The sequence below is a fragment of the Reinekea sp. G2M2-21 genome (assembly GCF_015687175.1).
Lineage (GTDB): Bacteria > Pseudomonadota > Gammaproteobacteria > Pseudomonadales > Natronospirillaceae > Reinekea.
Genome location: NZ_JADPQG010000005.1, coordinates 81,133 through 106,648 on the forward strand (window position 1 = coordinate 81,133; position 25,516 = coordinate 106,648).

Here is a 25,516-nt window from a genome sequence, read left to right on the forward strand (position 1 = left end):
GGCGACCAATGGTGTATTGGTCGCACAGACTGACATTACAATCCGATGAAAAAGCCGTAACTTCTTGAGTAACCTACGAAATTGGCGACACCTTCAATGAGGATGACGTCTTTAATAATAATTATCACAAAAAATGCAATCAGAAATGACAGGTCCAGCATGCCAACCTGTAGATTCAGTCGTCGGAACGGACCAACGAATGGTTCAATCATCTTCGCAATGAAGGCGATGAAGGGATTGTATTGGCCCATCAGGATAAAGCTGGAAACACCGACAATAATCATTGACCATTGAATAACCGTGAGTATCAATGCGGCAACCGCAATGATGCCCCAGATGAGAATCTGTGGTAGGTATTGCGCTGGGTTAATACCGCTGACAAAAAACATCAATACGCCCAGAATAATTTGGCCGAGCAGCATCGCGATTATGGAGGCGGTGTCAAACCCGGCAATCGATGGAATTACCCGCCGTAACGGCTTAACAAACGGGTCGGTAATTTTAATAACTGTCTGCGCCAACGGGTTATAGAAATCTGCGCGGGCCATCTGCGCCAAAAATCGTGCGACCATCGACACCAAAACAATACTGAAAGCGGTTTTCAGGATCATGGCTATTACAATCATGCAAACTCCTAAGGTCTTGCGCAGACCGTTTTAGTGGTTGCCAATAAAGCTGAAGATATGGTTTCAGCCCAGGCTTTATCTGGTTGTTTACGCTTTGAGCGAATTTTGGGCTTAGTCTGCCAAATCTTTAGACAGCTCGATTGAACGATCAAAACAGGCTTTCATGGCTTTTTCAACCACCCCATCGATGTTGTCAGCGTTGAAACTGCGAATCGCCCGTTCGGTGGTGCCGTTGGGAGAGCATACATTCTGACACATTTGCTCAACCGATTCCTCGGTCTGCATAATCATTTTTGCCGCGCCCAACATGGTCTGGCCGATTAACGTACGCGCTTGTGTCTCGTTGAGACCCTGAGTAAGTGCAGCCTTGGTCATGGCTTCGGCAAAGCGGAAAAAGTAGGCCGGTGCGCTGCCTGCTGCAGCGGTTACCGAATGCAACATGGCTTCGTTGCCTACCCAAATGAACTCGCCAATGCTGGCAAAAACCGATTCTGCAAAGGCTTTCTGAGTGTCTGTCACCAGACTATTGGCGTATAAACCGGTTGCACCGGACAAGACCAGTGCCGGTGTATTAGGCATGGTGCGGATGATAGCCAACCCACCACCCAGCCAGCCATTGATGCTGGTTTCAGGAATGGCGGCGACGACACTTAACAGTAAGGGTTGGTGCACTTGCGTGGTTTCCGCCAACGGCAGCAATACCTGCTTCAATACCTGTGGCTTTACCGCCAATACGATGGCTTCGGCCTTGGCGAATAGTTCTTCAGCCTCTGTGGTGGTGGCGCAACCCTGGTTGGCAAAAACTTTGAGTTTGTCTGCGTTGTTGTCACAGATGAGGAGCTTCTTGGTATCAAAACCACTTTGGATTAACCCGTTAATAATGGCACCGGCCATGTTGCCTGCACCCAGAAATCCGAGAGTTTTCATATCAGGCGTTGCTCCTCTGCGTTGTTTGGTTAGGGGTTCGGCTACCGAAAATATCGCTGCCGATGCGCACCATGGTGGCACCGCAGGCAATGGCAAGCGGGAAGTCACCGCTCATTCCCATGGACAGTTCAGTGCAATCCGAATGCTGTTTAATAAGGGTGCTTTGCAGGTTTTTCAATTCTATAAACTGCTGGCGCAAGGTTTCTTCGCTGAGGTCGTTTGCGGTGATGGTCATCAGGCCGCGAAGATTCAGGTTAGGTAGCAGGGCTACCTTGTCAGCCAGCGCCATGACCTGTGACGGTAACACACCGGCCTTGGCTGGATCGTGACTGATATTCACCTGTATCAACACCTTAAGTGCAGGCCGGTCTGGCGGACGTTGATCGCTTAATCGTTGGGCAATTTTCATACGGTCTACGGTATGGACCCAATCGAAATATTCGGCAATCGGGCGGGTTTTATTGGATTGCAACGGACCGATAAAATGCCATTGAGCGTCCTGGAACGGTGCTTGTTGACGCTTTTCCACCGCTTCCTGGGCATAATTTTCGGCAAAATGACGCTGCCCGGCCTCATAAGCTTCAATCAGGTCGGTCAGTGGCTTGGTTTTACTGACCGCCAGTAACGTCACCTTCGATTCTGGGCGGTTGGCGAGCCTGCAAGCATCCCGTATGCGTTGTTGTACGTCTCGTATTCGTGAAGTAACCTGCATTTCTTTCATTGAATTGCTCTATTTTCTTATGTCGGATGTTAGCTAACAGATTGGCTGTGCTAAGCTGACTGGATTCCACATAGTATCAAATTCGATAGTATAGATAGCAATAACATTCGATTTCGGAGTCGTGAATGGACATTACTGAATTACTCGCCTTCAGTGCAAAACAAAACGCGTCGGACTTACATTTGTCAGCAGGCTTACCCCCCATGATTCGTGTTGACGGTGATGTGCGCCGTATCAATTTGCCGCCGATGTCTCATAAAGAAGTGCACGCATTAATTTACGACATCATGAATGACAAGCAGCGCAAAGACTTTGAAGAGTTCTGGGAAACTGACTTCTCTTTCGAAGTTCCCGGCGTTGCCCGCTTCCGTGTTAACGCTTTTACTCAGAACCGCGGCTCTGGCGCCGTGTTCCGAACGATTCCGTCGAAAGTGCTGACCATGGAAGATCTCGGTATGGGGCAGGTGTTCAAAGATATATCTGATACAGCCCGGGGTATTTGTTTGGTCACTGGCCCAACAGGTTCAGGCAAATCCACAACACTCGCCGCGATGATCAACTATATTAATGAAACTAAATACGAACATATTTTGACCATCGAAGACCCGATCGAGTTTGTTCACGAGTCCAAAAAGTGTCTGGTCAACCAAAGGGAAGTACACCGCGATACGCTGGGTTTCAGCGAAGCGCTGCGTTCTGCGTTGCGGGAAGACCCGGACATTATTCTGGTCGGCGAAATGCGTGACCTGGAAACTATTCGTTTAGCCTTAGAGGCAGCAGAAACCGGGCACATGGTATTTGGAACCTTGCATACTCAATCCGCTGCGAAAACCATCGACCGAATTGTCGACGTGTTCCCCGCTCAGGAAAAATCCATGGTTCGCTCCATGCTTTCTGAATCGCTGATGGCGGTTATTTCGCAAACGCTTCTTAAGAAAAACGGTGGTGGCCGGGTGGCGGCGCATGAAATAATGATCGGTACGCCGGCAATTCGAAACCTGATCCGCGAAGATAAGGTGGCCCAAATGTACTCTGCCATCCAGACTGGTGCCCAATATGGAATGCAAACGCTGGATCAGGCGCTTCAGAATTTGGTGCAGCGAGGCACCATCAGCCGTGAAGTTGCTCGTGAAAAGGCCAAACAACCGGACAGTTTCTGATTCTGTCCTGAAAACCAGCCTTAGCGCAGTCTGTTGGCTGGTTGCATTGAAATACGTACGATAAGAATAAGTCATAGGAAGCCCGATGGAATTCGATAAACTTCTGCGCTTGATGGTCGAAAAAGGTGCGTCAGACCTTTTTGTTACCGCCGGCGTTCCGCCCAGTATGAAGGTCAATGGACAGGTTGTTCCTGTGACCAAAAACCCACTCAGTCCAGAAAAAACGCGTGAATTGGTGTTGTCAGTCATGACCGATAAGCAACGCGTCGAGTTTCACGATACACAGGAATGTAACTTTGCCGTATCTGCGCGCGGAATTGGTCGATTCCGTTGCAGTGCCTTCCACCAGAGGAATCTGGCGGGTATGGTGTTGCGTCGTATCGAAACCCGGATTCCGCGTGTCGAAGAGCTGGGTTTGCCGGATGTGATCAAACGGCTGGCCATGACTAAGCGTGGCTTGGTGATCTTTGTGGGTGCGACCGGTACCGGTAAGTCAACCAGTCTGGCCGCTATGATTGGTCACCGTAACCGTAATTCGAAGGGCCACATCATATCGATTGAAGATCCGATCGAATTTATCCATCAGCACGAAGGCTCGATCATTACCCAGCGTGAGGTTGGTATCGATACTGATAGCTTTGAAGTTGCCCTGAAGAACACCCTGCGTCAGGCACCTGATGTCATCATGATTGGTGAGGTGCGGACTCGGGAAACCATGGAATACGCCATGGCGTTTGCCGAAACCGGTCACCTGTGTCTGGCGACATTGCACGCCAACAACGCCAACCAGGCGTTGGACCGTATTATGCACTTCTTTCCACATGAGCGTCAGCGTCAGTTGTGGATGGATCTGTCTTTGAACTTGAAAGGTATTGTCGCCCAGCAGTTGGTGCCGACTCCTGACGGAAAAGGGCGTAAAGCGGTGATTGAAGTTCTGTTGAACACGCCTTTGGTGGCGGATCACATCCGTAAAGGAGATGTGCATTTATTGAAAGACCTGATGTCTAAGTCGACCGAGCAGGGGATGCAGACATTCGATCAGGCGTTGTTTAAGGCGTACAGTAAAGGTGAGATTACATACGAAGATGCTCTGGCACACGCCGACTCCGAAAACGATTTGCGTCTGATGATTAAGCTGGATCAGGAAACGGATCCAATGCATTTAAGTGGTCAGGCCGCAAAACTGAGTATTCAGGATTCTGGCGATTATTGACGGTTGGTTGTAACTGACCAACCGTCCGACAGAGTCTGGTGACCAGGAGGATAGTCCATGGCCTATGATGAAGGGCTGGCTGAGCGTATTCGGATTGCGCTACCGGACATAGACGGTCTCGCAGAGAAAAAAATGTTTGGCGGTCTAGCATTTATGTTGCGCGGCAACATGTGCGTGGGCATTGTAAAAGATCAATTAATGGCACGGGTCGGACCTGAGCAATATCAACATGCCCTGCAACAGCCCGGTGCTCGAGAAATGGACTTCACCGGCCGGGTGATGAAAGGCATGGTGTTTGTGGATGCACAACACCTAAGCGAAGATGAACAGTTGCAATATTGGTGCGATCTCTGCCTCGGCTTTGTTGCAGGGTTACCCGGTAAATAACCATGAATGAACCTCGGCATTACATTGAAAGCCCTTGTATCCGTCATTGCACATTAAATAACGAGGATAACTGTGTTGGCTGTGGGCGTTCGCTGGAAGAGATCAAACGTTGGTCCACTGTCTCCTGTGACGAACAGTTGGACATTCTGGCTCGGGCCAAAGAGCGCCTTATTCAGATGAAGACGAATCCAGGCGTCTGAGCAAGATCTGTTTCCGATCCATTAGATGGGGGTTGTCAGGGTATTCCAGCAGGCCGGACTCGATTATCTTTAGCGCTGACTTATCGTCCGCTACCGATTCAAAAATATCTGCCTTTTCAATAATCGATTCTACCTGGGATTTATGAGACCAGCCGCGTGCACGCGCATCGACCATCTTCAAGTAGAAGATAAGTACCACCGTTAACATCACTAAGCCAATGGCGCCAAAACCCATATCCGCCCCATCTATTGCGAAACATTCACTAATGATAGCCCACATCAGAGACTTATTGCTGCAAGTCAAACGGTGACCCGGTTTTAATGCGCAGATAGCGCAATAGCGCTACTGTATTCCGGAAAATAACAATAACGACGCGTGCTGTTCAGGCCGGTGGATCTTGCGGTTAAAGAAAGGTTTGCCGGTGCCGACAGCGCAAGGAGATTACGCATGGAATTTGACTACATTGTTGTTGGTGGCGGCTCTGCAGGCGCAGTTATGGCCAGCCGCCTTTCTGAAGATCCCAATGTCACCGTAGCTTTATTGGAATATGGTGTGAAAGACCGCTCACCCGCAATTCATACGCCCTTTGGGTTGATTGCCACTGTTCCCACTCCCTACCTGAATTACGCCTATAAAACCGTACCACAACCGGGTTTGTTAAACCGGCGGGGTTACCAGCCCAGAGGCAAAACGTTGGGCGGATCCAGCGCGATAAATGCCATGGTATATGTGCGAGGACATGCTCAGGATTATGACGACTGGGCAGCACTGGGCAATGACGGCTGGTCTTGGCAGGACGTACTGCCTTACTTCTTGAAATCGGAACGGAACGAGCGCATTCATAATGAACTGCATGGCCAGGATGGGCCTCTTAACGTGGCTGAACTGGTCAGCCCGGCGGGTGCCCGAACCGCGTTTGTCAACGGCGCTCGTGAAGCTGGTTTTAAAATCAATACTGATTTTAACGGGCCGGAACAGGAAGGGGTTGGTGTCTATCAAGTGACACAGGTAAACGGTCATCGATGCAGCAGCGCGAAGGCCTATTTATCGCTCGCTGCAGGCCGTACCAACCTAGTGGTCTTTACCAAGACAAAGGCATTGCGATTGGTATTGCACGGAAAGACCTGTGTAGGCGTGGACACCATCATGCATGGTAAACGACAATCCTTCCGTTGCCGCCGTGAAGTTATTGTCAGTGCAGGGGCGTTTAATTCGCCTCAACTATTGCTGTTGTCCGGCATCGGGCCAGAACAGCAGCTGCTCGATAATCACATCCCCGTCTCTCATGTATTGCCTGGTGTGGGTGAAAACTTGCGGGATCATCCGGATTTCGTTGCGACGTATCGGTCGGTTTTGCGGGACGTTATTGGTCCTTCGCCTGTGGGTGTCTGGCAATTGTTCAGAGATGCCTGGCGATTCTCAAAAGGCGATTATGCCGGTCTGATGAATACCAATGGGGCAGAAGCTGGTGGGTTTTTAAAAACGGATTCAAAGCTTCAGCGACCGGACATACAGCTGCATTTTGTCATAGCTATATTGCGCGATCATGCCCGTAAAGTATCGCCGTTTCACGGCGTCAGCTGCCATACCTGCATTTTGCGGCCAAAAAGCAAGGGCTGGGTGCGGCTGGCGTCGAACAACCCGCTGGATGCGCCATTGATCAACCCTAATTTTCTAGCGGAAGAAGAGGATGTTCAGCGGTTGCTGAAAGGTATTCGTCTATCACAGAAAATTATGGAATCCCGGGCCATGGCCAGCTATGCGCATAAGGAAACGCATCCTGTTATGCATTTGCCGGATGATGAGTTAGTAACCGAGATACGGCGTCGAACCGACACGGTGTATCACCCAGTAGGTACCTGTCGCATGGGTGATGATGTGATGGCAGTCGTGGATTCTCAGTTACGTGTGCGCGGATTGCATGGTCTGCGCGTTGTGGATGCCTCAGTGATGCCAACGTTGATTGGTGGAAACACCAACGCGCCCACAATCATGATCGCAGAAAAAGCAGCCGATATGGTGAAGTCGACCTGTTACGAGCAGCGATTAGTCATATAGCTCAACTGAAATTGCCTAATTGGCTAATGTTATCGGCCTCACCCCACAAAAGCCCGCGAGCCGTGGGCTTCTCGGGGTTGGCACAGTTCCTGAATTGAGTTTGATATCAAGAATGTTCAGGAGAATTTTATGTATCACGAATCGTATCAGGACAGACATTATCGATTGCGATACCGTCGGCGATCCAGCAGCGCACTGGGTGCGGTTGTGCGCTTTATTGTGTTTATAATGGTTGGCATTGCCGTACTTGTCGGTGGTTTATGGCTTGTGGGCGCGACTGTTGGATTAGTTTTCGGACTGTTCGCGCTGGCCATTGGTTTAGCCCCAGTACTGTTCATCGGCTGGTTGGTCTGGCTGATCATCAGAGCCATTTTGTTTTAACTTTTTTTAGCCGGACACCCTTCGCGGGTGTCCTTGCTCACTTAGAAGCAGTATTTGACGTCCCATTGCTGATTTTGCAAGGTGAAAAAGACATTCTCGGCCACATTCACAGACAAGCTGGCTTTGAACCGAAACCCTGAGGTATCGATGGTGAACTGTGTTTCATCGCGGGCTGCAATTTTACCGGCGACAAACGGCGCTGGCCAAACCGGAGTGTAATGCTCCTCCACTGCTAACGTCATTGGAATAATGCCATTAAGGTCGGCCTCTGCTGATTTGTTGACCATATTCATCAAACGACTCAGAGGTAATTCCAGATCAACATCGTTGGATGAAATTTGTTGTTCTGCGGTGTAGGGTTGACTTCCGCAATAACCCGTCACCACGAGATAACGTTTATCGGATTGCGTTTCGCGCAGTGTGAGCCGCAAAACATCGTCCTTAAAAAAAGAGCGGCCTTCAAACTGATCCCGACCGCGTAATACGACCGGCGCCATCGTCGGAAGATCAACATGGCCAATCTGCTCGATCGTCAGATTGCGAATGGGAATACTGTTCTGCAGTCGAAATCCATAGCGACCTTTTTTCCGCGCTTTGACTAAGGGTTCGAACCGACCGTCGGCCATTTCAGCTTCTATTCGATTTGCATCCGAAGTCACCGGCTGGCGCCAAATACCCCGGGATAAAAAAAGATCCATCGAGGTGCTGCGACTGCTTTGAGTGACATCAACCCTCGCTTCCAACTTATCCAGTTCAACATTGTTGATATCAATACTTGAGCACCCGGACAGGATAGCGACAGGCAAAAGGAAAACTGGTGTTAAATATCGATACATGGCAAATCCATTCCTTAACTATTTTTTAAACCGCGATTTTTTGCTTATGAAGCTACGGTGTACAAACTGTGACAGCTTATTTGGAATGACGGAAGAGATAAAAGTAATTCTATGTGATATGGCTGAAAACTTATTTTCCTTTCTCATCTAACTCTGCACGAATTGGACAAACCTGTTTGATCTGACGGGTTCGCTTGAAAAGCTTAAGTGACAGAATAGTCAGTGTGAAAAGCAGTTGAAGGTAGGTCAAAAAAAACAAACGACGACACGAAGTTTCTCATTTAACGTTACGGTATTTTGCAAGTTACTTAACTGACAAAGTGGACCTCGCTCTACCATTGTTAAATCCTATGTCGTCATGCTTTTTCGTTTTAAAGACCACCACAAACAAAGCTGTAGAGTTGCTAAACTATGTGCGTTGTTACAGGTCTTCAATTTGCTGAATTGAATTCGAACATATGACGATAAACAATGTTCGAAAAAATCCAAAAAAAGCAGTATAGGGTCGAATTAAGTGAATCAATTTATTGTACAGGGTGAAGATAACGCACCAACGTTTGTATTTGCACACGGTGCCGGAGCGGCGATGGATTGTGCGTTCATGAATTTTGTGGCCGACGGATTAGTTAAGCGGGGTGTTCGGGTAATTCGATTTGAATTCCCGTACATGCAACAACAGCGACTTACCGGTAAACGTCGCCCACCCGATAGACAACCGAAACTGTTGGAGCACTTTCGGTGGGTTTTGGACGAGTTAAGTATCAAGAACCCTGTTATCGGTGGCAAGTCGATGGGCGGCCGCATGGCGACGTTGTTGGCGACAGAGCTGGATGTTCCCGGTGTCATTGTGTTGGGTTACCCCTTTCACGCATTGGGAAAACCTGAGAAAGTTCGTACGGATCACTTTTGCCAATTAAGGGCTCCCGTTTTAATATGTCAGGGCGAACGGGATTCCATGGGTTCGAAAGAAGAGATTGGTCAGTATCGATTGCCCGGCGGCGTACATATCGAGTGGTTTGCCGATGGTGATCATGATCTGAAACCACGGAAAGTCAGTGGTTATGAACATGAATCTCATCTCATCACCGCACTTGATAAAGTGAGCCAATTTATACATGAGGTTACTACCGAAAAAACACGTATTACAGCGTGATTGGTTAGTCCACGTATTCGCGGTTTCGTCCGTAGCATTTCCACTTATTTTTCTGTTTAGCGACTCGCCAGCAAACCGCTGGCATCTCGCGATCCTGTTTCCTTTATTCATTTTGCAGTGGTACCACGGTTTTTGGCAGAATGAGAAACATGTGCCAGGGCATTTTCTTTTCTTAACGCTCCTTGCCTCTTGGGCGTTAACGTTGCATTGGGCCGGTGTATTCTGGTTTTTCTATGGCTTGGTATTTCTGTTCAAGATGCCGCGGTTGCTGCATGCATCAATCGCGATTGTGTTACAGGCCTCATGGATTGCGCTGCTTTCCAGTTATTTGGGCTATTCAAAAACCTTTATTCTCATATCGTGTGTGGTGACACTTTTCGGTGGGCACGTTGACTATCTCTTTTTCAAATACCTCATCTCCCAGCAAAAGCTGTTAATTAAGCAAGAAGAACTCGAGTACATGGCCCGAGAGCGGGAACGAGAACGAATTGCCCGGGACCTGCATGATGTCTTGGGGCATACCCTGTCAACCATTGCATTGAAATCCGAACTGGCTGAAAAACTATTGGCCGCCGCGCATACCGAGCGAGCTATGCAGGAACTATCCGACATCGCCGAGACCGCCCGCTCGGCTCTTGCTGACGTTAGACAAACTGTTACGGGCTATCGCTCTGGCAATCTTCGCAGTGAGCTATCCATGGCCGAACATTCGTTAAAAACCGCAGGTATTACCGTCGACCTACCTGAAAAGTTGCCATTCAGGATCAGCCGTGAACTCGAAAACTTGTTGAGTTTGGTTATGCGTGAAGCGGTCACCAACGTCATTCGCCATGCGCAATCGAAGTATTGCCGTATTCAATTTTTCAATCAGGATCGTAAATGGCATCTGATCATTTCCGATGATGGAATTGGCTGGCAAGGCCAGTATGGTAATGGCTTGTCGGGTATGCGTGAAAGGTTGATGCTGCACGGCGGCAGGTTGGTCATCGAACGACAGAGGCCGGGAACAAAGCTAACCGCTGTCATTGAACAAATGCTTGAAGGAGATGTACATGCCGACAATTAATCTGATCGTCGTGGAAGATCAAGGTATGGTCAGAGGGGCGTTGTCTGCGTTGCTGTCATTGCAGGGCGGTTTCAATATTGTTGCTGAGTTTGCCGATGGTCAACAGGCGCTGAACTATCTGTTGCGTCATTCGGTTGATCTTGTATTGACCGACATTGAAATGCCAGGGCTTACCGGACTGGAACTGGCCGCACAGTGTCAGCAACGGTTAATCTCCCCACCTAAAGTGGTGTTATTGAGTACCTTCTCCCGTTCCGGTTATGTGACGCGTGCACGTGAGTTGGGTATTCACGGTTATTTACTAAAGGAAGCCCCTTCGGATGACCTGGCACGCGCATTAAAGAAAGTCATGCGTGGGCATCAGGTTTATGACCCCGCGCTTGAACAAAGTCTGGTGAGCGCTGATGACCCTCTGTCTGACCGCGAAAGACGTGTGCTGCGTTTGGCAGAGCAGGGATTCAGCACAGCCGAAATAGCGTCCGAGGTATGTCGTTCGGAAGGGACCGTGCGCAACGTTTTATCTGACGTGATCAAAAAATTGGGGGCACGAAATCGGACAGAGGCGCTGCGGACCGCCAGAGAAAATGGCTGGTTGTGATCGTTTTTCGGGTTACAATATCTCATCGTCATTGTTTTTGAGGTTTCACATTGCTGCGCTATCAGATAATTCCGGTGACCGCTTTCGCGCAAAATTGTTCGCTTGTTTGGTGTGATCAAACAAAGGACGGTGTTTTAATCGATGCCGGTGGCGATATTGAGCTGCTGTTGAGTACCGTGGCGGCCAATGGCGTTAAATTGAAAGCCGTTTGGCTAACCCATGGCCACTTGGATCATGCAGGAGGCGCACAGGATCTGCGCGAAAGACTGGAGTTGCCGATCATTGGTCCGACACCAGCAGACGATTTTTGGCTAGAAGGTATTGAGCAGCAAGCGCAGATGTACGGCCTCATTGGATTGCGCAGTGTTGAGCCGGACCAATGGTTGCAAGAAGGTCAGGAACTGACGTTGGGTCAGGAAACATTCCAGGTATTCGAAACGCCGGGTCATACACCTGGGCATATCGTGTTTTATCATCCTGCTCAGCAGTTGGCGTGGGTAGGGGATGTGCTGTTCGCCGGATCAATCGGTCGCACCGACTTTCCGAAAGGGGATCACGCGACGCTGTTAAAAAGTATTACCGAAAAGCTTTGGCCATTGGGGGACAACGTCCGTTTTATACCAGGTCATGGTCCGGAATCCACTTTTGGTCAGGAACGTAAAACCAACCCGTTTGTCTCTGACTCCGCCTTGGGTCGCTAACAGTCAATTGTCAAAAAGCACAACATATGGTTTGACATGTGTATTTATCGACTATATCTTGTGTTTATCGTATTTATGCGAAATAAACATTGTCGGTTCTTAATTGAAATGAATTTCAGCTTCTTTATGTGATTCATTAGGGAATTCGGTGCGATGCCGAAGCTGCCCCCGCAACTGTAATGGTCGAGCGCGACTCAATTGCCACTGAAGTCTATTGGACTTTGGGAAGGCGAGCCCCGCAATGACGCCAGAGCCAGGAGACCTGCCGCGATGTTCATGCACCCTATGTGGGTGTTGTGTTGAACCATCGGGCGGGGTGATCCGATGACAAGTGAACACTGCTTGTCTTTGCGCTGATGAACACTTCATCGGCGCGCCCTGCCTTGTTTTGAAGGATAAACAAGGTGAATCTTACCGTAACCAAGCGCGACGGTGGTCGCGAATCGATCCAACTCGAAAAAATCCATAAGGTGCTTAGTTGGGCTGCCGAAGGGTTGTCTAAAATTTCCGTTTCTGAAGTTGAATTGAAAGCTCGTATTCAGTTTTACGACGGTATGACGACTTCGGACATCCATGAGATGTTGATTCGCTCTGCGGCTGACCTCATCAGCGAGCATCAACCGGATTATCAATTTTTTGCGGCTCGTCTGGCTATTTTTCATCTGCGGAAAAAAGCCTTCGGTCAATTTGAGCCGCCACATCTTCGCGAACATGTTCAAAATATGGTGCAAGCAAATCGTTACGATGCATTGCTTACGGAATCCTACAGCGACGAAGAATGGGAAATATTGAACAATACCCTCGATCATTCTCGGGATTTGTCGCTTGCTTATGCGGGTGTCAAACAATTACAGGGCAAATACCTGGTGCAGGACCGGGTGTCTGGCCAGGTCTTTGAGTCTCCGCAGTTTGTGTATATGTTGATCGGCGCTTGCCTTTTTTCGGCCTACCCGAAAACCACCCGTCTTAGCTACGTACAGCGGTTTTATGAAGCGGCTTCTACGCACAAATTTTCCCTGCCGACTCCAATCATGGCGGGAGTTCGAACGCCGACCCGCCAATTTTCATCCTGTGTTTTGATCGAATGTGATGACACACTGGACTCTATAAATGCAACAACCTCAAGCATTGTTAATTATGTTAGCCAGCGCGCAGGAATAGGAATCAATGCGGGTCGCATTCGCGGGATCGGCTCGCCTATTCGCGCCGGAGAGGCCTTTCATACTGGTTGTATTCCGTTTTATAAACATTTTCAATCCGCAGTGAAAAGCTGCTCGCAAGGTGGCATACGTGGCGGTGCAGCTACCGTTTTTTACCCAATTTGGCATATCGAAGTAGAAGACTTGTTGGTGTTAAAAAACAACCGTGGCGTTGAAGATAACCGTTGTCGGCACCTGGATTACGGAGTGCAGTTAAATCGACTGATGTATCAGCGACTATTGCGCGACGAAAAAATCAGCCTGTTTAGTCCCAGCGAGGTACCCGGACTTTACGATGCCTTTTTTTCGGATCAAGCGAGTTTTGAACAGCTTTACGGACGCTATGAAAACGATACGTCTGTTCGTCGTAAAACCATTAGAGCCAAAGAGCTGTTCTCTTTGTTGTTGCAGGAAAGAGCATCCACAGGCCGGATTTACATTCAGAATGTCGATCATTGCAATGAGCATGGTCCTTTTGATCCTTTGCACGCGCCGATCAAACAGTCCAACCTGTGCATGGAAATCGCCTTACCAACAAAACCGCTACAAGCTCTGGACGATCCAAATGGTGAAATAGCCCTTTGCACTTTAGCTGCCATTAATCTGGGAGCCATTAAAGAGCTTGCCGATATTGATGACAGTGCCGATTTATTGGTCAGAGCGTTGGACGCCTTACTGGACTATCAAAATTATCCTGTAGACGCAGCGCGAACATCGACCATGAAGAATCGTCCTTTGGGCATTGGCGTGATTAATTACGCTTACTACCTGGCTAAACACGGGTATCGATACAGTGACCCCAAAGCGTTGAATTTGACGCATCAAACCTTTGAACGGTTACAGTTTGCGTTGATGCGTGCCTCCACTCTGCTCGCGTCGGAGCAAGGTTCTTGTGAGGGATTTAAGCTAACGAAAATGGCTCAGGGCAGTTTGCCAATTGACCGATACAAAAAAGATGTCGACAAGCTGTGTCAGCAGGCGTTGTTATGCGACTGGCAGTCACTACGAAACGACATTCAACAACATGGTATGCGAAATACGACTTTGACGGCATTGATGCCGGCTGAAACGTCTGCGCAAATTGCGAATGCCACCAACGGTATTGAGCCACCAAGGGCATTGGTGAGTGTTAAAGCGTCGAAAGATGGTGTGCTGAAACAGGTAGTTCCGGATGTTACGCTTTTGGCCAAACAATACGAATTGCTGTGGGACATGTCTGACAACCAAGGGTATCTGCAGTTGGTGGCGATCATGCAAAAATTCATTGATCAGTCAATTTCCGCTAATACGAGCTATCAGCCTGAGCGTTTTCCCGATCGTAAAGTGCCGATGCAGTTATTGCTCAACGATTTATTGAACGCTTACAAGCTAGGGCTGAAAACACTGTATTACCACAACACACGCGATGGCTCTCAACAGAAACACAGTGGCGAGTTAGAACAATCGTGTGAATCCGGTGCCTGCGCAATATAGGAGTATTGAAAATGTCATATCAATCGTTTAATCAGAAAAATTTCGACGCGTTCGCTCAACCCATGTTTTTTGGAGAGCAGGTGAATGTGGCGCGTTATGACCAGCAGCGTTATCCGATTTTTGAGCAGTTAATTGAAAAGCAATTGTCTTTTTTCTGGCGACCGGAGGAAGTTGACCTGCAACGTGACCGTAAAGATTTTCAGGCGCTCACCGCAAGCGAGAAGCATATTTTTCTCAGCAATCTGAAATATCAGACCTTGTTAGACAGTGTTCAGGGGCGCTCGCCGAACATCGCGTTCTTACCCATTGTTAGTTTGCCAGAATTGGAAACCTGGATCGAAACCTGGTCGTTCAGTGAGACGGTGCACTCTCGCTCTTATACTCATATTATTCGCAACATTGTCAGCGAACCAAACCTCATCTTTGAGTCGATTGTTAATACGCCCGAAATCGTAGAGCGTGCACAGTCGATATCCACATACTACGACCAATTAATTAACGCGGTACAGCGATTCCACCTGACGCCCATTGAGCATCGCAACAAAGCACAGATGACGGATCTTAAACGTTTGCTGTTACTGACCATGGTTTCTGTGAACGTACTGGAAGCTATCCGTTTTTACGTGAGTTTCGCATGTAGTTTTGCCTTCGCGGAGAGCGCAAAAATGGAGGGCAATGCGAAACTGATAAAGTTAATAGCGCGCGATGAAGCTCTGCACCTAAGTGGCACCGAGTTTATCTTGAAACAATGGTTGGCCGGACAGGATGATTCTGAAATGGTTGCTATCGCAACCGCGCACCGTGCGGAGTTGATTCGGATCTTTCAAGATGCTGCGGAGCAGGAGAAAGCCTGGGCCAACTATCTGTTCAAAGATGGCTCTATGATTGGTTTGAACAGCGATATTTTGCATCAGTATATTGAATACCTCACAGATGAACGACTCGCTGCATTGGGGCTGGGGAATATCTATGGGCGTCAGGATAATCCATTGCCATGGATGCAAAACTGGATTAGCAACGATCACGTTCAGGTGGCACCGCAAGAAGTCGAAATTTCCAGTTACCTTGTGGGCGCTATCCGCAGCGAGGTAGACATGGAGGCCTTAGCTGAATTTGAACTGTAGCTGACCATCGTTGTTGACGAGTATTGTACTTACAGCAGAGGGCTCGCTAACTGGGCGATATTTTCCAGAACGCGTCTGGCGTATGCGCGCTTTTGCCAGACGTTTAAGTATAGTGGTTCCGACTGCTTGCTGTATTCGTCAATAATTTTGAGTAGCGCCTGACAAAACCGGGCATCATCGACAATAAGTGTGGCTTCGAAGTTAAGCCAAATAGATCTCATGTCTAGATTTACAGACCCAATCAAGACCAGATGATCGTCGATAATTACCGTTTTGCTGTGCAGCAAACCACCATTAAAACGCAGTAATTGGACACCTGCAACCAGCAGCTCGTGATAGAACGAACGCCCAGCGTATTGGGCCAGTTTACTGTCATTTTTTCTGGGTACAATCAAGGTTACATCCAACCCTCGTTTGGCGGCGGACTTCAATGCCTGTAGTAGCGCCTCGTCTGGCACAAAATAGGGTGTGGTAATGATGACACTGCGTTGGGCGTTGTGAATCGCCGTAAGCAGAACCTGTAGCAGAATTTCCTCATCCAGGGCTGGACCACTGGGTAATAGTTGCATCTGATTAGAGTCAGAAGTATGTTCAAACGTTGGCCAGTCCAGATGTTTTTCCAGACGTATTCCAGTTTCCATTTCCCAATCAAAAATCAATGTGCCCTGAATGATCTTGGTAATGTCACCTTCCAGTCTCACCATAACATCAACCCACGGACCAACACCGGACTTGGTTTTAAAAAAGACTGGATCGGCTAGATTCATCGAACCGGTATAAGCGATTCTATTGTCGATAGCGATGAGTTTTCGATGTTGTCGTAGATCTTGTCTCCGCAGGGTCATCCGTAAGTAGTTGGCATGTAATGCATCCAATATGCGAATGCCTTGGTCACGCATTTGTTGGCAGCGGCTGCTGCGCAGGAAGCGATTGGAGCCAACACTGTCCAAGATCAGGTTGACATGGACGCCTCTGCCAACTGCAGACTCAAGTGCCGCCAATACTGGTTCCACACTGCCTTTAGCTTCCAAAATATAGAATTCAAAGAAAATAGTTTCTTTGGCGTCATTAATGTCATTGATCAATGTATGGAAGACTTCGGGAGCTTCGGAAAATAGCTGCCATTGGCTTCCAGATATGACAGGCATGCCAATGCTGCCCCGGGTCAGTTCCATGACGGGACGCACAACAGCGGTTGTCGGCAGGCTGGTCTGTTGAGTGACCAGTATCCTCTGCAGCCATAGTGAGTAGTACTGAAACTGCTGATTGGCCCGTCGGGCACGTATTCGACCCAAGTATCGCTCTCCGAAGAGCAGATAGAAGAAAAGACCAAGGCCGGGGAGAATATAAAGGAAGAGCAACCAGGCAAGCGTGACACCTACGGGGCGGCGTTTCATGAGAATACGCAGGCTGAGGGCAAAAATGAGTAGGCCGTAAATGATTAAGCCAAGTTTTAGTAACCAATCCCAATTCATAGTTTGTGTTCTATTCCCTGCATTGCATCCTTAGTGACGAATAAGGTTAACACCGTTTAACGGATGTCTGGCAATAGCCAGCGTGCATTCTATACCGAAAGATAACGTTCGGTTTGAGAATGTGAGTGGAATAATGGAACTTGGTTTTATATTTGAAGTTAGCTGACCAACAATTGACGCGTATAGTCTTGCATAAAAATACCATAGCTTCCGTCATGCAACATGCTCTTCACCCGAACCCTAGGTCTTCCTTGCGAATCTCGAATATCTTTTAAATTTGCGACGGTTTCTTTCACAGGGTTTTTGTTGCGATCACGAATAATAGAAATTTTCGGCAACAGGCGAGCATCGTTGTTTTGACCGATGACCACGGCAACTTCGCCACTGCTCAGTTCAACAAGGGTTCCAACGGGGAACACGCCCAGCATCTCGATGAATTGATCGACTAGCTTAGCGTCAAATTCGGTGTTACGACCACGATATAGTACCTTGGTTGCTTCAAAGACGGTTCGTTGCTGCGCGTAGGGGCGATAGCTGATCATGGCGTCATAGGCGTCGAGAATATGAATGAGCCGGGCTATTAATGGTGCTTGACCCCCAACACGCTTTACCGGGTAGCCGGTGCCATCTGGGCGTTCGTGGTGGTAATAGGCCGCATTGATCACATCCAGGTTGAAACCAGACTTTTCCAGATAGTAACGACCCCATTTGGGGTGATCATGTATCAGTTGCCATTCGCTCTCTGTCAGAGCACCTGGTTTCATTAAAATCTGTCGAGGTACTTTAATTTTGCCCAAGTCAAATAACAGCCCAGCCAAGCCTGCGGTACGTGCCTCTTCTTTCGACCAGCCACAATGAATGGCAAATACCATTGCCAGAAGGCTTACATGCATTGAGTGCTCGCTGGTGTAATGGTTGTGAGTTTTTACGCGGGACAACCAAGCCATGGCGGACGTGTCTTGCATCACGGCTTCGAGGCAAGTGGCGACCTGCTTTTCGAGTGCCACCGCGTCTATCAGCTGATTTTGGCTGTACGCTTTAAAGCAGCTCTTGAGGATCTTAAACGTGTCGCTATAGGCGGGCAACGCGCTGCGGATGCCGGAACGAGCCAAATCCCGGTCGAGATTAGGCGAAAACTCGACAATTTCATCGATTTGTCGGCGCCCAAATAAACCGCGTTTGGATTTATCCGTTGTCAGTTGAACCAAGCTTTTGCTGGTATCGACATAGACCTGGTCACAGAGGTCGCGGATTTGTCGCAATTCAGAGGGTGACTGAATTAAGAAGCCTTGCATGAGGAAAGGTGTACCCAGCCAAGGTCGATCTAAACGACAAACGAACATGCCCGGCTTCAACAGATTTGTTGAAACTTTAATGGTCGTATCATTTATTCGAGTTGCAAACTGGCTCACAAAATCCCGTCATCCAAAATGGAAACCCGTTAACTGTATCACGTTTTTGAGCGCGAAACAGTAGTATGGGTGCCTGCAAAATGTAACAGGTTGTCGGCAGAAGCGTTGCAAATTTGAGCACTTTTGCCTGGTGGGCGTGAAAGTAAATAAAATCTGAGTTTGGCCAAATGAGCTACCTGGGGTGACGAATTTGACCAAATAACAAAGCGTCAATGCACTAGATGCCGCTAACTCCTTGATTCAATTGAAGAATGCGTTCTGGCATGTAAGTTGATAAGCAAGACTAAGTAGGTTGGATTAAATATAGGAGAAGAATATGTCTACGCATACTGAATCTGAGTTCAAAACAAAGTCGGCTTTTTTGGAAGGTAAGCGCAAAAGAGGGTATGACATTGGTTTGTATCGAAATGTTGAAGATGGCAAGCTGGCGGGCGTCTGTGCTGGTGTGGCTGATTACGTCGAGGTAGATAAAGGCGTCCTCAGGTTAATCTTTCTCGCTAGCTTGTTATTCTCTGCGGGAACATCGATGCTTGTGTACGCCATTGCGTGGTTGTTTCTAGCGCCTGCGCCAGACGGTATTTCACAGAAGTAGTGAATAAGCTGGGTAGCGAACCCGCCTGCGGTTGTTGCGGCGGGATCGTTACTGTCCCGCAACATGTGTTCTGAAGTGAATGGCCAGTCCTGCAATTCGCAAACTTGTACTTTGATAGTTGGCGGTTGGTGGATGATCGTTAGGGCTTGCTGCTTCATGCTTATTAAAGTGGCCTTTCTTTGCCATTTGCATTCCACCTTTATTTCCCTTCGAGAGCGGCCTGCATAGCAATCTTTGTTCTTTGGCTATATGTAAATTATTGTATCACTGGCGGTTTACCTTCGTAACTGATTGTTTTCGCATGGTTTTTTTAAATGAGTATCGCGATTGACAGCAGTGTACAAGATACATACAATACGCCTCCCTCAAATTTGAGGGTATAAACGCTGTTTAACAATCTTGGAGCTTTGGTCACATGCAGAACCAAAAGATCAGAATTCGCTTGAAGGCATTCGATCATCGATTGATCGATGCGTCGACTCAAGAAATTGTCGACACAGCGAAGCGTACAGGCGCGCAGGTGCGTGGTCCTATTCCACTCCCTACTCGCAAAGAACGTTTCACTGTGCTGATCTCTCCGCACGTGAATAAAGATGCGCGTGATCAGTACGAAATTCGTACTCACAAGCGCATGCTGGATATTGTCGAACCAACTGAAAAAACAGTCGATGCACTGCGTAAGTTGGATTTGGCAGCAGGTGTGGATATCCAGATTAGCTTAGGTTAATCCGGACTTTAGTAGAAGTCTCTACTGTAACGGCCCAGGCTTTGTCGAAAGGCAATATTTGGGCGGCCATAGCGGGTTTTAGCCCCGTACATAGAGGAAATTAGAATGTCTATTGGTTTGATAGGCCGAAAAGCGGGTATGACGCGCGTCTTCACAGAAGAAGGTGCTTCAGTTCCTGTAACGGTCTTAGAGGTTGAGCCAAACCGTATTGCGCAGGTGAAAACTGCCGATACAGATGGCTATGTCGCTGTTCAGTTAACCGCTGGCAAAAAGCGTGCAAATCAAATTAGCAAAGCAGAAGCAGGTCATTTTGCGAAAGCTAATGTCGAAATGGGTGTATTGACTCGTGAATTTACAGTTGCTGATGCTTCAGAATATGAAGCGGGTAAAGAGTTGACTGTTGAATTGTTCGCTGCGGGTCAGAAAGTTGATGTGACTGGAACCTCCAAGGGTAAAGGTTTCGCTGGTGCGATCAAGCGCCACAACTTCAGCATGCAAGACGCCACTCACGGTAACTCCCTTTCTCACCGCGCTCCCGGTTCTATCGGTCAGTGTCAGACGCCTGGTCGTGTCTGGAAAGGTAAGAAAATGGCAGGTCACATGGGTGCGGTACGTACAACAACTCAGTCTTTGGAAGTTGTTCGTGTCGACGTAGAGCGCAATTTGCTGCTCATCAAAGGTGCTGTTCCGGGTGCAACCGGCTCACACGTATTCGTTCAACCAGCAGTGAAAGGCTAAGGGGAAGCAATGGATATTCAAGTTGCAAACGCTAAGTCCAAGGTTGAGTTAAACGAAGCGACCTTTGGCAAAGATTTTAACGAAGCTTTAGTGCATCAGGTAGTTACAGCTTACCTGGCGGGTGCCCGTCAAGGTTCTGTGTCAACCAAAAGTCGTTCAGATGTTGCTGGCGGTGGTGCTAAGCCTTGGCGTCAAAAGGGTACGGGCCGTGCTCGTGCTGGTACTATCCGTTCACCTATTTGGGTTGGCGGTGGTCACACTTTTGCGCGCTCTAAGCAAGATTGGTCTCAGAAAGTTAACAAGAAGATGTATCGCGGTGCGATGAAGTCGATCTTGTCTGAGCTGGTCCGTCAGGAGCGTTTGGTTGTTGTTGAAGAGTTGAAATTCGACGCGCCAAAAACAAAAGCTTTCCTGGCGAAAATGAAAGATATCAATGTTTCTAATGCGTTGATTATTGCTGATGAAGTTGATCAGAACCTTTATCTGTCAGCTCGTAACGTTCCTCACGTTGAAGTAAGCGATGTTGCTGGTGTTAACCCAGTTAACCTGGTTGCTTACGACAAAGTTGTAGTGACTGTTGCAGCGATAGCGAAGTTGCAGGAGGTGTTCGCATGAACCAGGAGCGTATCTATCAGGTCGTTTTCGGTCCGCATATCTCCGAGAAAGCGACTATCGTAGCTGAAGGCAATAGTCAGTATGTTTTCCGTGTGGCAAATGATGCTACTAAACCGGAAATCAAAAAGGCTGTTGAGCAATTGTTCGACGTTAAAGTTCAATCAGTACGTACCCTGAATCAAAAGGGCAAAACTAAGCGCACTCAGCGCGGCGTTGGCAAGCGTAGTGATTTGAAAAAAGCATACGTTCGACTAGCTGAAGGTCAGGAAATCGATTTCCTGGCAGCAGAATAAGGTAGGGGTTTCGAGCAATGGCAATTGTCAAAGCAAAACCGACGTCAGCAGGACGTCGTCACCTGACCAAAATAGTAAATGTAGAGTTGCACAAAGGTGCGCCTCTCGCTGCTTTGGTTGAGAAGAAGTCCAAATCCGGTGGTCGTAACAACAACGGTCGCATCACGACTCGTCACATTGGTGGCGGTCACAAGCATCACTATCGTCTGGTTGACTTTAAGCGCAACAAAGACGGTATCAATGCTAAAGTTGAGCGTCTTGAATACGACCCTAACCGTTCCGCACACATCGCATTGGTTTGTTATGCCGATGGTGAGCGTCGCTATATTCTGGCTCCAAATGGCCTGAAAGCTGGTGATCAAGTGATCTCTGGTGAGCACGCTCCTATCAAAATCGGTAACAGCATGCCATTACGTAGCATGCCGGTCGGTTCGGTAGTGCATAATGTTGAATTGAAGCCAGGTAAAGGCGGCCAGTTGGCTCGCTCAGCCGGTACTTCCATTCAGTTGGTTGCCCGTGAAGGTGCTTATGCAACTTTGCGTTTGCGTTCTGGTGAAATGCGCAAAGTATTGGCGGATTGCCGCGCTACTTTGGGTGAAGTTAGCAACTCTGAGCACAGCTTACGTCAATTGGGTAAAGCTGGTGCGTCACGTTGGCGTGGTATTCGTCCAACGGTTCGTGGTGTTGCAATGAACCCGGTAGACCACCCACACGGTGGTGGTGAAGGCCGTACTTCTGGTGGCCGTCACCCAGTTACTCCTTGGGGTGTTCCAACCAAGGGTTACAAAACTCGTAAGAACAAGCGTACCGATAAATACATCGTACGTCGTCGTTCTAAGTAATTAATTAAGAGGAAAAGGCTGTGCCACGTTCACTTAAGAAAGGTCCATTTGTAGACCTGCACTTGATGAAAAAGGTAGAGGCTGCACTGGAAGCGGGCGAAAAGCGACCTATTAAAACTTGGTCACGTCGCTCCACAATCTTCCCAGATTTCGTTGGGTTGACCTTTGCAGTCCATAATGGCCGTCAACATGTACCTGTGTTTGTAACCGAAGATATGGTTGGACACAAGTTGGGCGAGTTTGCATTGACTCGAACTTACAAGGGTCATGCTGCGGACAAAAAGGCTAAGCGATAAGGGGTAGATGAGATGGAAACACAAGCTGTATTACGCGGTGCGCGTCTGTCTGCTCAGAAGGGCCGATTAATTGCGGATATGATTCGCGGTAAGTCGGTTGCTGATGCTTTAGACATTTTAACGTTCAGTCCTAAAAAAGGCGCTGACCTGGTTAAGAAAGTTTTAGAGTCTGCAATTGCAAACGCTGAGCACAACAATGGTGCGGACGTAGACGAATTAACGGTTTCTACTATCTTCGTTGACGAAGGTATGACAATGAAGCGTATTCGACCACGTGCGAAAGGCCGAGCGGATCGTATCTTAAAACGTACGAGCCACATTACGGTTAAAGTTGCCGAGCAGAATTAATAGGAGAAAGTTCAAATGGGTCAAAAGGTTCATCCGACTGGTATCCGACTCGGCATCGTTAAAGACCATAATTCGGTCTGGTATGCAGGTTCAGATACGTATTCTGAGAAGCTGTTGAACGACATTGAAGTTCGAAGCTATTTAGAAAAGAAATTAGAGAAGGCTTCTGTTAGCAAGATCGTTATTGAACGTCCTGCGCAGAACGCGAAGATCTCCATTCATACCGCACGTCCTGGTATCGTGATCGGTAAGAAAGGTGAAGATGTTGAAGTTTTGCGTCAAGATTTGACCAAGATGATGGGCATTCCTGTTCATATCAACATCGAAGAGATTCGTAAGCCAGATCTGGACGGTAAGCTTGTTGCTCAGTCTATTGCTGGGCAGCTTGAACGTCGTGTTATGTTCCGTCGCGCTATGAAGCGTGCGATGCAAAATGCGATGCGTTCTGGTGCACAGGGTATCCGTGTTCAGGTAAGTGGCCGCTTAGGCGGTGCTGAAATTGCTCGTTCAGAGTGGTACCTGGAAGGTCGAGTGCCGTTGCACACATTGCGTGCCGACATCGATTACGCGACTGCCGAAGCTAACACGACTTATGGTGTTATCGGCGTTAAAGTCTGGATTTTCAAGGGTGAAGTTTTAGGTGGTATCGAAGAAGTTCGTGCCAAAGCTAAAGCCGCACCTAAGAAAAACGCTAAGCGATAAGGGGTACGTAGATGTTACAGCCAAAACGTACAAAATTCCGCAAGATGATGAAAGGCCGCAATCGTGGTCTGGCTCAACGCGGAAGTAAAGTAAGCTTCGGTGAATACGCACTGAAAGCGACAGGTCGTGGCCGAATTACTGCTCGTCAGATCGAAGCCGCGCGTCGTGCGATGACTCGTCATATTAAACGTGGCGGTAAAATCTGGATTCGCGTATTCCCTGATAAGCCAATTACTCAGAAGCCTCTTGAAGTGCGTCAGGGTAAAGGTAAGGGTAACGTTGAATACTGGGTTTGCCAGATTCAGCCAGGTAAAGTTCTATACGAAATGGAAGGTGTTTCTGAAGAGATTGCACGCGAAGCCTTTGCTTTAGCCGCTGCAAAAATTCCGGTAGCAACAGCTTTCGTTAAGCGACAGGTGATGTGATGAACGGTAAAGATCTTCGTGAAAAGTCTGTTGAAGAGCTGAACAGCACGCTGTTGGACTTGCTTCGCGATCAATTTAAGTATCGCATGCAAAAAGCGACTGGACAGTTGAATCAGACGCATTTGCTGGGCCAGGTTCGTAAGGACATTGCTCGTGTGAAAACTGTATTGAACGAGAAGGCAGGTGCTTAATATGTCTGAACAAACAGCTCGTACCGTAACAGGTCAAGTTGTCAGTAATAAAGCTGACAAGACAATTACTGTATTGCTTGAGCGCAAAGTGAAGCACCCGATTTACGGGAAATTCGTTAAGCGTTCTACTAAGGTGCACGCTCATGATGAAAAGAATGAGTGCAGCATCGGCGATTACGTAACTGTCGAAGAGTGCCGTCCTATGTCCAAGACAAAGACTTGGCGGCTGGTTAGTATCGACGAACGCGCAGTCCGCGTTTAATTCGGGAGTTTGAGAGATGATCCAAACAGAATCCGTATTGGATGTAGCTGACAACAGCGGTGCTAAACGCGTCCAATGTATTAAAGTTTTGGGTGGTTCACACCGTCGTTATGCTCACATTGGTGACTTGATTAAAGTTTCTGTGAAGGAAGCCATTCCTCGCGGCAAAGTTAAGAAAGGCCAAGTGATGAACGCAGTTGTGGTTCGCACTAAAAAAGGTGTTCGCCGTCCTGATGGATCTATTATCCGTTTCGACACGAACTCAGCAGTATTGTTAAACGCGAATAACGCGCCGATTGGTACTCGTATCTTCGGCCCTGTCACTCGCGAATTGCGTACTGAAAAATTCATGAAAATCATTTCCCTGGCGCCGGAAGTACTATAAAAGCCCCTTCGGGGCTTTTTGTTACGAGACGGTAGCAGGAAGTGGAGAGAAATAATGCGTAAATTGATTAAAGGCGACGAAGTCGTCGTTATCGCCGGTAAAGATAAAGGCAAGCGCGGCAAGATCACTAAGGTGATTATTGACGACAAGAAGGGAGACAAGTTTGTTGTCTCTGGTGTGAACATGATCAAAAAGCACACCAAGCCGAACCCTCAGGCAGGTATCCAAGGTGGTATCGTTGAGAAGGAAGCGCCTATCGCTGCTTCGAACGTTGCAATCTTCAACTCAGAAACCAGCAAGGGCGACCGTGTTGGCTTTGAAGTGAAAGATGGTAAAAAAGTTCGAATCTTTAAATCCACTAAGAAAGTCATTGGTGAGTAAGGGGTACG

Annotated in this window: 33 protein-coding genes and 1 riboswitch; of the genes, 26 read left to right on the forward strand and 7 right to left on the reverse strand. The window is 48.2% G+C overall.

All coding sequences use genetic code 11. The annotated features are described in order from the left end of the window. Positions 1–35: 35 nt before the first annotated feature. The 3 genes from IYN85_RS17530 to IYN85_RS17540 form a co-directional block, all read right to left on the reverse strand. Positions 36–626, reverse strand: coding sequence for a YggT family protein (locus IYN85_RS17530; RefSeq protein ID WP_196160234.1), 591 nt, complete (start codon positions 624–626; stop codon positions 36–38). 111 nt (positions 627–737) lie between these two features. Next, the gene (gene proC, locus IYN85_RS17535; RefSeq protein WP_196160235.1) at positions 738–1,553 is read right to left on the reverse strand and encodes a pyrroline-5-carboxylate reductase; all 816 of its coding nucleotides are present in this window, start codon (positions 1,551–1,553) and stop codon (positions 738–740) included. Between the two features lies 1 nt (position 1,554). Beyond that, positions 1,555–2,274 carry a YggS family pyridoxal phosphate-dependent enzyme gene (locus IYN85_RS17540; protein WP_196160236.1) on the reverse strand — a complete coding sequence of 240 codons (720 nt, stop codon included), beginning with the start codon at positions 2,272–2,274 and terminating at the stop codon, positions 1,555–1,557. Between the two features lie 125 nt (positions 2,275–2,399). On the opposite strand from IYN85_RS17540, the gene IYN85_RS17545 reads away from it, so the two are divergent. The 4 genes from IYN85_RS17545 (at position 2,400) to IYN85_RS17560 (ending at position 5,234) form a co-directional block, all read left to right on the forward strand. Beyond that, positions 2,400–3,434, forward strand: a complete 1,035-nt coding sequence (locus IYN85_RS17545) for a type IV pilus twitching motility protein PilT (RefSeq protein WP_196160237.1) — start codon at positions 2,400–2,402, stop codon at positions 3,432–3,434. 85 nt (positions 3,435–3,519) lie between these two features. After that, the gene (locus tag IYN85_RS17550; protein ID WP_196160238.1) at positions 3,520–4,647 is read left to right on the forward strand and encodes a PilT/PilU family type 4a pilus ATPase; all 1,128 of its coding nucleotides are present in this window, start codon (positions 3,520–3,522) and stop codon (positions 4,645–4,647) included. Positions 4,648–4,704: 57 nt separating this feature from the next. Beyond that, complete coding sequence (locus IYN85_RS17555; RefSeq protein ID WP_196160239.1) at positions 4,705–5,034, forward strand: TfoX/Sxy family protein; 330 nt, start codon at positions 4,705–4,707, stop codon at positions 5,032–5,034. Between the two features lie 2 nt (positions 5,035–5,036). After that, positions 5,037–5,234, forward strand: a complete 198-nt coding sequence (locus tag IYN85_RS17560) for a DUF1289 domain-containing protein (RefSeq protein WP_196160240.1) — start codon at positions 5,037–5,039, stop codon at positions 5,232–5,234. Here the strand turns inward: IYN85_RS17560 and IYN85_RS17565 are convergent. Beyond that, positions 5,203–5,514 (reverse strand): hypothetical protein, encoded by a 312-nt coding sequence (locus IYN85_RS17565; RefSeq protein WP_196160241.1) that lies wholly within the window; start codon positions 5,512–5,514, stop codon positions 5,203–5,205. The genes IYN85_RS17560 and IYN85_RS17565 overlap by 32 nt on opposite strands. Before the next feature lie 168 nt (positions 5,515–5,682). On the opposite strand from IYN85_RS17565, the gene IYN85_RS17570 reads away from it, so the two are divergent. Further along, positions 5,683–7,293 (forward strand): GMC family oxidoreductase, encoded by a 1,611-nt coding sequence (locus tag IYN85_RS17570; RefSeq protein ID WP_196160242.1) that lies wholly within the window; start codon positions 5,683–5,685, stop codon positions 7,291–7,293. Between the two features lie 129 nt (positions 7,294–7,422). Then, positions 7,423–7,674, forward strand: a complete 252-nt coding sequence (locus IYN85_RS17575; protein ID WP_196160243.1) for a hypothetical protein — start codon at positions 7,423–7,425, stop codon at positions 7,672–7,674. 41 nt (positions 7,675–7,715) lie between these two features. Here IYN85_RS17575 and IYN85_RS17580 read toward each other — a convergent pair whose 3' ends face one another. Then, positions 7,716–8,510 (reverse strand): hypothetical protein, encoded by a 795-nt coding sequence (locus IYN85_RS17580; RefSeq protein ID WP_196160244.1) that lies wholly within the window; start codon positions 8,508–8,510, stop codon positions 7,716–7,718. 514 nt (positions 8,511–9,024) lie between these two features. Here IYN85_RS17580 and IYN85_RS17585 point away from each other — a divergent pair. The 6 genes from IYN85_RS17585 to nrdB all read left to right on the forward strand — a co-directional run bounded on the left by IYN85_RS17585 (position 9,025) and on the right by nrdB (position 15,824). Continuing rightward, positions 9,025–9,663: an alpha/beta fold hydrolase gene (locus tag IYN85_RS17585; protein ID WP_196160245.1), complete on the forward strand. Its 639-nt coding sequence runs from the start codon at positions 9,025–9,027 to the stop codon at positions 9,661–9,663. After that, positions 9,626–10,729, forward strand: a complete 1,104-nt coding sequence (locus IYN85_RS17590; RefSeq protein ID WP_196160246.1) for a sensor histidine kinase — start codon at positions 9,626–9,628, stop codon at positions 10,727–10,729. The genes IYN85_RS17585 and IYN85_RS17590 overlap by 38 nt, the downstream gene beginning before the upstream one ends. Then, a complete protein-coding gene (locus IYN85_RS17595; protein ID WP_196160247.1) occupies positions 10,716–11,327 on the forward strand; it encodes a DNA-binding response regulator in 612 nt (203 codons plus the stop codon). The genes IYN85_RS17590 and IYN85_RS17595 overlap by 14 nt, the downstream gene beginning before the upstream one ends. Before the next feature lie 50 nt (positions 11,328–11,377). Then, positions 11,378–12,028: an MBL fold metallo-hydrolase gene (locus tag IYN85_RS17600; protein WP_230390832.1), complete on the forward strand. Its 651-nt coding sequence runs from the start codon at positions 11,378–11,380 to the stop codon at positions 12,026–12,028. Between the two features lie 99 nt (positions 12,029–12,127). Then, a riboswitch (cobalamin riboswitch) is annotated at positions 12,128–12,313 on the forward strand. 119 nt (positions 12,314–12,432) lie between these two features. Beyond that, entirely contained in the window at positions 12,433–14,700 is a 2,268-nt protein-coding gene (nrdA, locus tag IYN85_RS17605; RefSeq protein ID WP_196160248.1) for a class 1a ribonucleoside-diphosphate reductase subunit alpha, read from the forward strand. Positions 14,701–14,711: 11 nt separating this feature from the next. Further along, complete coding sequence (gene nrdB, locus IYN85_RS17610) at positions 14,712–15,824, forward strand: class Ia ribonucleoside-diphosphate reductase subunit beta (RefSeq protein ID WP_196160249.1); 1,113 nt, start codon at positions 14,712–14,714, stop codon at positions 15,822–15,824. Between the two features lie 29 nt (positions 15,825–15,853). Here nrdB and cls read toward each other — a convergent pair whose 3' ends face one another. Next, complete coding sequence (cls, locus tag IYN85_RS17615; RefSeq protein WP_196160250.1) at positions 15,854–17,299, reverse strand: cardiolipin synthase; 1,446 nt, start codon at positions 17,297–17,299, stop codon at positions 15,854–15,856. A 158-nt stretch (positions 17,300–17,457) separates the two neighbouring features. Beyond that, positions 17,458–18,711 carry an HD-GYP domain-containing protein gene (locus IYN85_RS26480; RefSeq protein WP_370592225.1) on the reverse strand — a complete coding sequence of 418 codons (1,254 nt, stop codon included), beginning with the start codon at positions 18,709–18,711 and terminating at the stop codon, positions 17,458–17,460. A 316-nt stretch (positions 18,712–19,027) separates the two neighbouring features. On the opposite strand from IYN85_RS26480, the gene IYN85_RS17625 reads away from it, so the two are divergent. The 14 genes from IYN85_RS17625 to rplX all read left to right on the forward strand — a co-directional run bounded on the left by IYN85_RS17625 (position 19,028) and on the right by rplX (position 25,508). Next, entirely contained in the window at positions 19,028–19,303 is a 276-nt protein-coding gene (locus tag IYN85_RS17625) for a PspC domain-containing protein (RefSeq protein WP_196160252.1), read from the forward strand. Between the two features lie 415 nt (positions 19,304–19,718). After that, positions 19,719–20,030, forward strand: a complete 312-nt coding sequence (rpsJ, locus tag IYN85_RS17630; RefSeq protein ID WP_008044356.1) for a 30S ribosomal protein S10 — start codon at positions 19,719–19,721, stop codon at positions 20,028–20,030. 105 nt (positions 20,031–20,135) lie between these two features. After that, on the forward strand, positions 20,136–20,768 hold the full coding sequence (gene rplC / locus IYN85_RS17635; RefSeq protein WP_196160253.1) for a 50S ribosomal protein L3: 633 nt from the start codon (positions 20,136–20,138) through the stop codon (positions 20,766–20,768). Positions 20,769–20,777: 9 nt separating this feature from the next. Beyond that, on the forward strand, positions 20,778–21,383 hold the full coding sequence (rplD, locus tag IYN85_RS17640) for a 50S ribosomal protein L4 (protein WP_196160254.1): 606 nt from the start codon (positions 20,778–20,780) through the stop codon (positions 21,381–21,383). Continuing rightward, positions 21,380–21,676 carry a 50S ribosomal protein L23 gene (gene rplW, locus IYN85_RS17645; protein WP_196160255.1) on the forward strand — a complete coding sequence of 99 codons (297 nt, stop codon included), beginning with the start codon at positions 21,380–21,382 and terminating at the stop codon, positions 21,674–21,676. Before rplD ends, rplW begins: the two co-directional genes overlap by 4 nt. A gap of 17 nt (positions 21,677–21,693) precedes the next feature. After that, complete coding sequence (gene rplB, locus IYN85_RS17650) at positions 21,694–22,518, forward strand: 50S ribosomal protein L2 (protein WP_196160256.1); 825 nt, start codon at positions 21,694–21,696, stop codon at positions 22,516–22,518. 20 nt (positions 22,519–22,538) lie between these two features. Next, positions 22,539–22,814, forward strand: coding sequence for a 30S ribosomal protein S19 (rpsS, locus tag IYN85_RS17655; RefSeq protein WP_132703083.1), 276 nt, complete (start codon positions 22,539–22,541; stop codon positions 22,812–22,814). Positions 22,815–22,826: 12 nt separating this feature from the next. Beyond that, positions 22,827–23,162 (forward strand): 50S ribosomal protein L22, encoded by a 336-nt coding sequence (rplV, locus tag IYN85_RS17660; RefSeq protein ID WP_196160257.1) that lies wholly within the window; start codon positions 22,827–22,829, stop codon positions 23,160–23,162. Positions 23,163–23,177: 15 nt separating this feature from the next. Continuing rightward, entirely contained in the window at positions 23,178–23,864 is a 687-nt protein-coding gene (gene rpsC / locus IYN85_RS17665; RefSeq protein WP_196160258.1) for a 30S ribosomal protein S3, read from the forward strand. 11 nt (positions 23,865–23,875) lie between these two features. Next, entirely contained in the window at positions 23,876–24,289 is a 414-nt protein-coding gene (rplP, locus tag IYN85_RS17670) for a 50S ribosomal protein L16 (RefSeq protein WP_196160259.1), read from the forward strand. After that, positions 24,289–24,480 carry a 50S ribosomal protein L29 gene (rpmC, locus tag IYN85_RS17675; protein WP_196160260.1) on the forward strand — a complete coding sequence of 64 codons (192 nt, stop codon included), beginning with the start codon at positions 24,289–24,291 and terminating at the stop codon, positions 24,478–24,480. Before rplP ends, rpmC begins: the two co-directional genes overlap by 1 nt. 1 nt (position 24,481) lies before the next feature. Further along, entirely contained in the window at positions 24,482–24,742 is a 261-nt protein-coding gene (rpsQ, locus tag IYN85_RS17680) for a 30S ribosomal protein S17 (protein WP_196160261.1), read from the forward strand. Between the two features lie 16 nt (positions 24,743–24,758). Then, entirely contained in the window at positions 24,759–25,127 is a 369-nt protein-coding gene (gene rplN, locus IYN85_RS17685) for a 50S ribosomal protein L14 (RefSeq protein ID WP_196160262.1), read from the forward strand. Positions 25,128–25,181: 54 nt separating this feature from the next. Continuing rightward, the gene (gene rplX, locus IYN85_RS17690) at positions 25,182–25,508 is read left to right on the forward strand and encodes a 50S ribosomal protein L24 (protein WP_196160263.1); all 327 of its coding nucleotides are present in this window, start codon (positions 25,182–25,184) and stop codon (positions 25,506–25,508) included. The last annotated feature ends 8 nt before the right edge of the window (positions 25,509–25,516 follow it).

What these genes read in the sequence shown, in the direction of transcription:
- IYN85_RS17530 (WP_196160234.1), bottom strand. Translation starts at nt 626, where the DNA reads ATGATTGTAATAGCCATGATCCTGAAAACCGCTTTCAGTATTGTTTTG.
- proC (WP_196160235.1), bottom strand. Translation starts at nt 1,553, where the DNA reads ATGAAAACTCTCGGATTTCTGGGTGCAGGCAACATGGCCGGTGCCATT.
- IYN85_RS17540 (WP_196160236.1), bottom strand. Translation starts at nt 2,274, where the DNA reads ATGAAAGAAATGCAGGTTACTTCACGAATACGAGACGTACAACAACGC.
- IYN85_RS17545 (WP_196160237.1), top strand. Translation starts at nt 2,400, where the DNA reads ATGGACATTACTGAATTACTCGCCTTCAGTGCAAAACAAAACGCGTCG.
- IYN85_RS17550 (WP_196160238.1), top strand. Translation starts at nt 3,520, where the DNA reads ATGGAATTCGATAAACTTCTGCGCTTGATGGTCGAAAAAGGTGCGTCA.
- IYN85_RS17555 (WP_196160239.1), top strand. Translation starts at nt 4,705, where the DNA reads ATGGCCTATGATGAAGGGCTGGCTGAGCGTATTCGGATTGCGCTACCG.
- IYN85_RS17560 (WP_196160240.1), top strand. Translation starts at nt 5,037, where the DNA reads ATGAATGAACCTCGGCATTACATTGAAAGCCCTTGTATCCGTCATTGC.
- IYN85_RS17565 (WP_196160241.1), bottom strand. Translation starts at nt 5,514, where the DNA reads ATGTGGGCTATCATTAGTGAATGTTTCGCAATAGATGGGGCGGATATG.
- IYN85_RS17570 (WP_196160242.1), top strand. Translation starts at nt 5,683, where the DNA reads ATGGAATTTGACTACATTGTTGTTGGTGGCGGCTCTGCAGGCGCAGTT.
- IYN85_RS17575 (WP_196160243.1), top strand. Translation starts at nt 7,423, where the DNA reads ATGTATCACGAATCGTATCAGGACAGACATTATCGATTGCGATACCGT.
- IYN85_RS17580 (WP_196160244.1), bottom strand. Translation starts at nt 8,510, where the DNA reads ATGTATCGATATTTAACACCAGTTTTCCTTTTGCCTGTCGCTATCCTG.
- IYN85_RS17590 (WP_196160246.1), top strand. Translation starts at nt 9,626, where the DNA reads ATGAGGTTACTACCGAAAAAACACGTATTACAGCGTGATTGGTTAGTC.
- IYN85_RS17595 (WP_196160247.1), top strand. Translation starts at nt 10,716, where the DNA reads ATGCCGACAATTAATCTGATCGTCGTGGAAGATCAAGGTATGGTCAGA.
- nrdB (WP_196160249.1), top strand. Translation starts at nt 14,712, where the DNA reads ATGTCATATCAATCGTTTAATCAGAAAAATTTCGACGCGTTCGCTCAA.
- cls (WP_196160250.1), bottom strand. Translation starts at nt 17,299, where the DNA reads ATGAATTGGGATTGGTTACTAAAACTTGGCTTAATCATTTACGGCCTA.
- IYN85_RS17625 (WP_196160252.1), top strand. Translation starts at nt 19,028, where the DNA reads ATGTCTACGCATACTGAATCTGAGTTCAAAACAAAGTCGGCTTTTTTG.
- rpsJ (WP_008044356.1), top strand. Translation starts at nt 19,719, where the DNA reads ATGCAGAACCAAAAGATCAGAATTCGCTTGAAGGCATTCGATCATCGA.
- rplC (WP_196160253.1), top strand. Translation starts at nt 20,136, where the DNA reads ATGTCTATTGGTTTGATAGGCCGAAAAGCGGGTATGACGCGCGTCTTC.
- rplD (WP_196160254.1), top strand. Translation starts at nt 20,778, where the DNA reads ATGGATATTCAAGTTGCAAACGCTAAGTCCAAGGTTGAGTTAAACGAA.
- rplW (WP_196160255.1), top strand. Translation starts at nt 21,380, where the DNA reads ATGAACCAGGAGCGTATCTATCAGGTCGTTTTCGGTCCGCATATCTCC.
- rplB (WP_196160256.1), top strand. Translation starts at nt 21,694, where the DNA reads ATGGCAATTGTCAAAGCAAAACCGACGTCAGCAGGACGTCGTCACCTG.
- rplV (WP_196160257.1), top strand. Translation starts at nt 22,827, where the DNA reads ATGGAAACACAAGCTGTATTACGCGGTGCGCGTCTGTCTGCTCAGAAG.
- rpsC (WP_196160258.1), top strand. Translation starts at nt 23,178, where the DNA reads ATGGGTCAAAAGGTTCATCCGACTGGTATCCGACTCGGCATCGTTAAA.
- rplP (WP_196160259.1), top strand. Translation starts at nt 23,876, where the DNA reads ATGTTACAGCCAAAACGTACAAAATTCCGCAAGATGATGAAAGGCCGC.
- rpmC (WP_196160260.1), top strand. Translation starts at nt 24,289, where the DNA reads ATGAACGGTAAAGATCTTCGTGAAAAGTCTGTTGAAGAGCTGAACAGC.
- rpsQ (WP_196160261.1), top strand. Translation starts at nt 24,482, where the DNA reads ATGTCTGAACAAACAGCTCGTACCGTAACAGGTCAAGTTGTCAGTAAT.
- rplN (WP_196160262.1), top strand. Translation starts at nt 24,759, where the DNA reads ATGATCCAAACAGAATCCGTATTGGATGTAGCTGACAACAGCGGTGCT.
- rplX (WP_196160263.1), top strand. Translation starts at nt 25,182, where the DNA reads ATGCGTAAATTGATTAAAGGCGACGAAGTCGTCGTTATCGCCGGTAAA.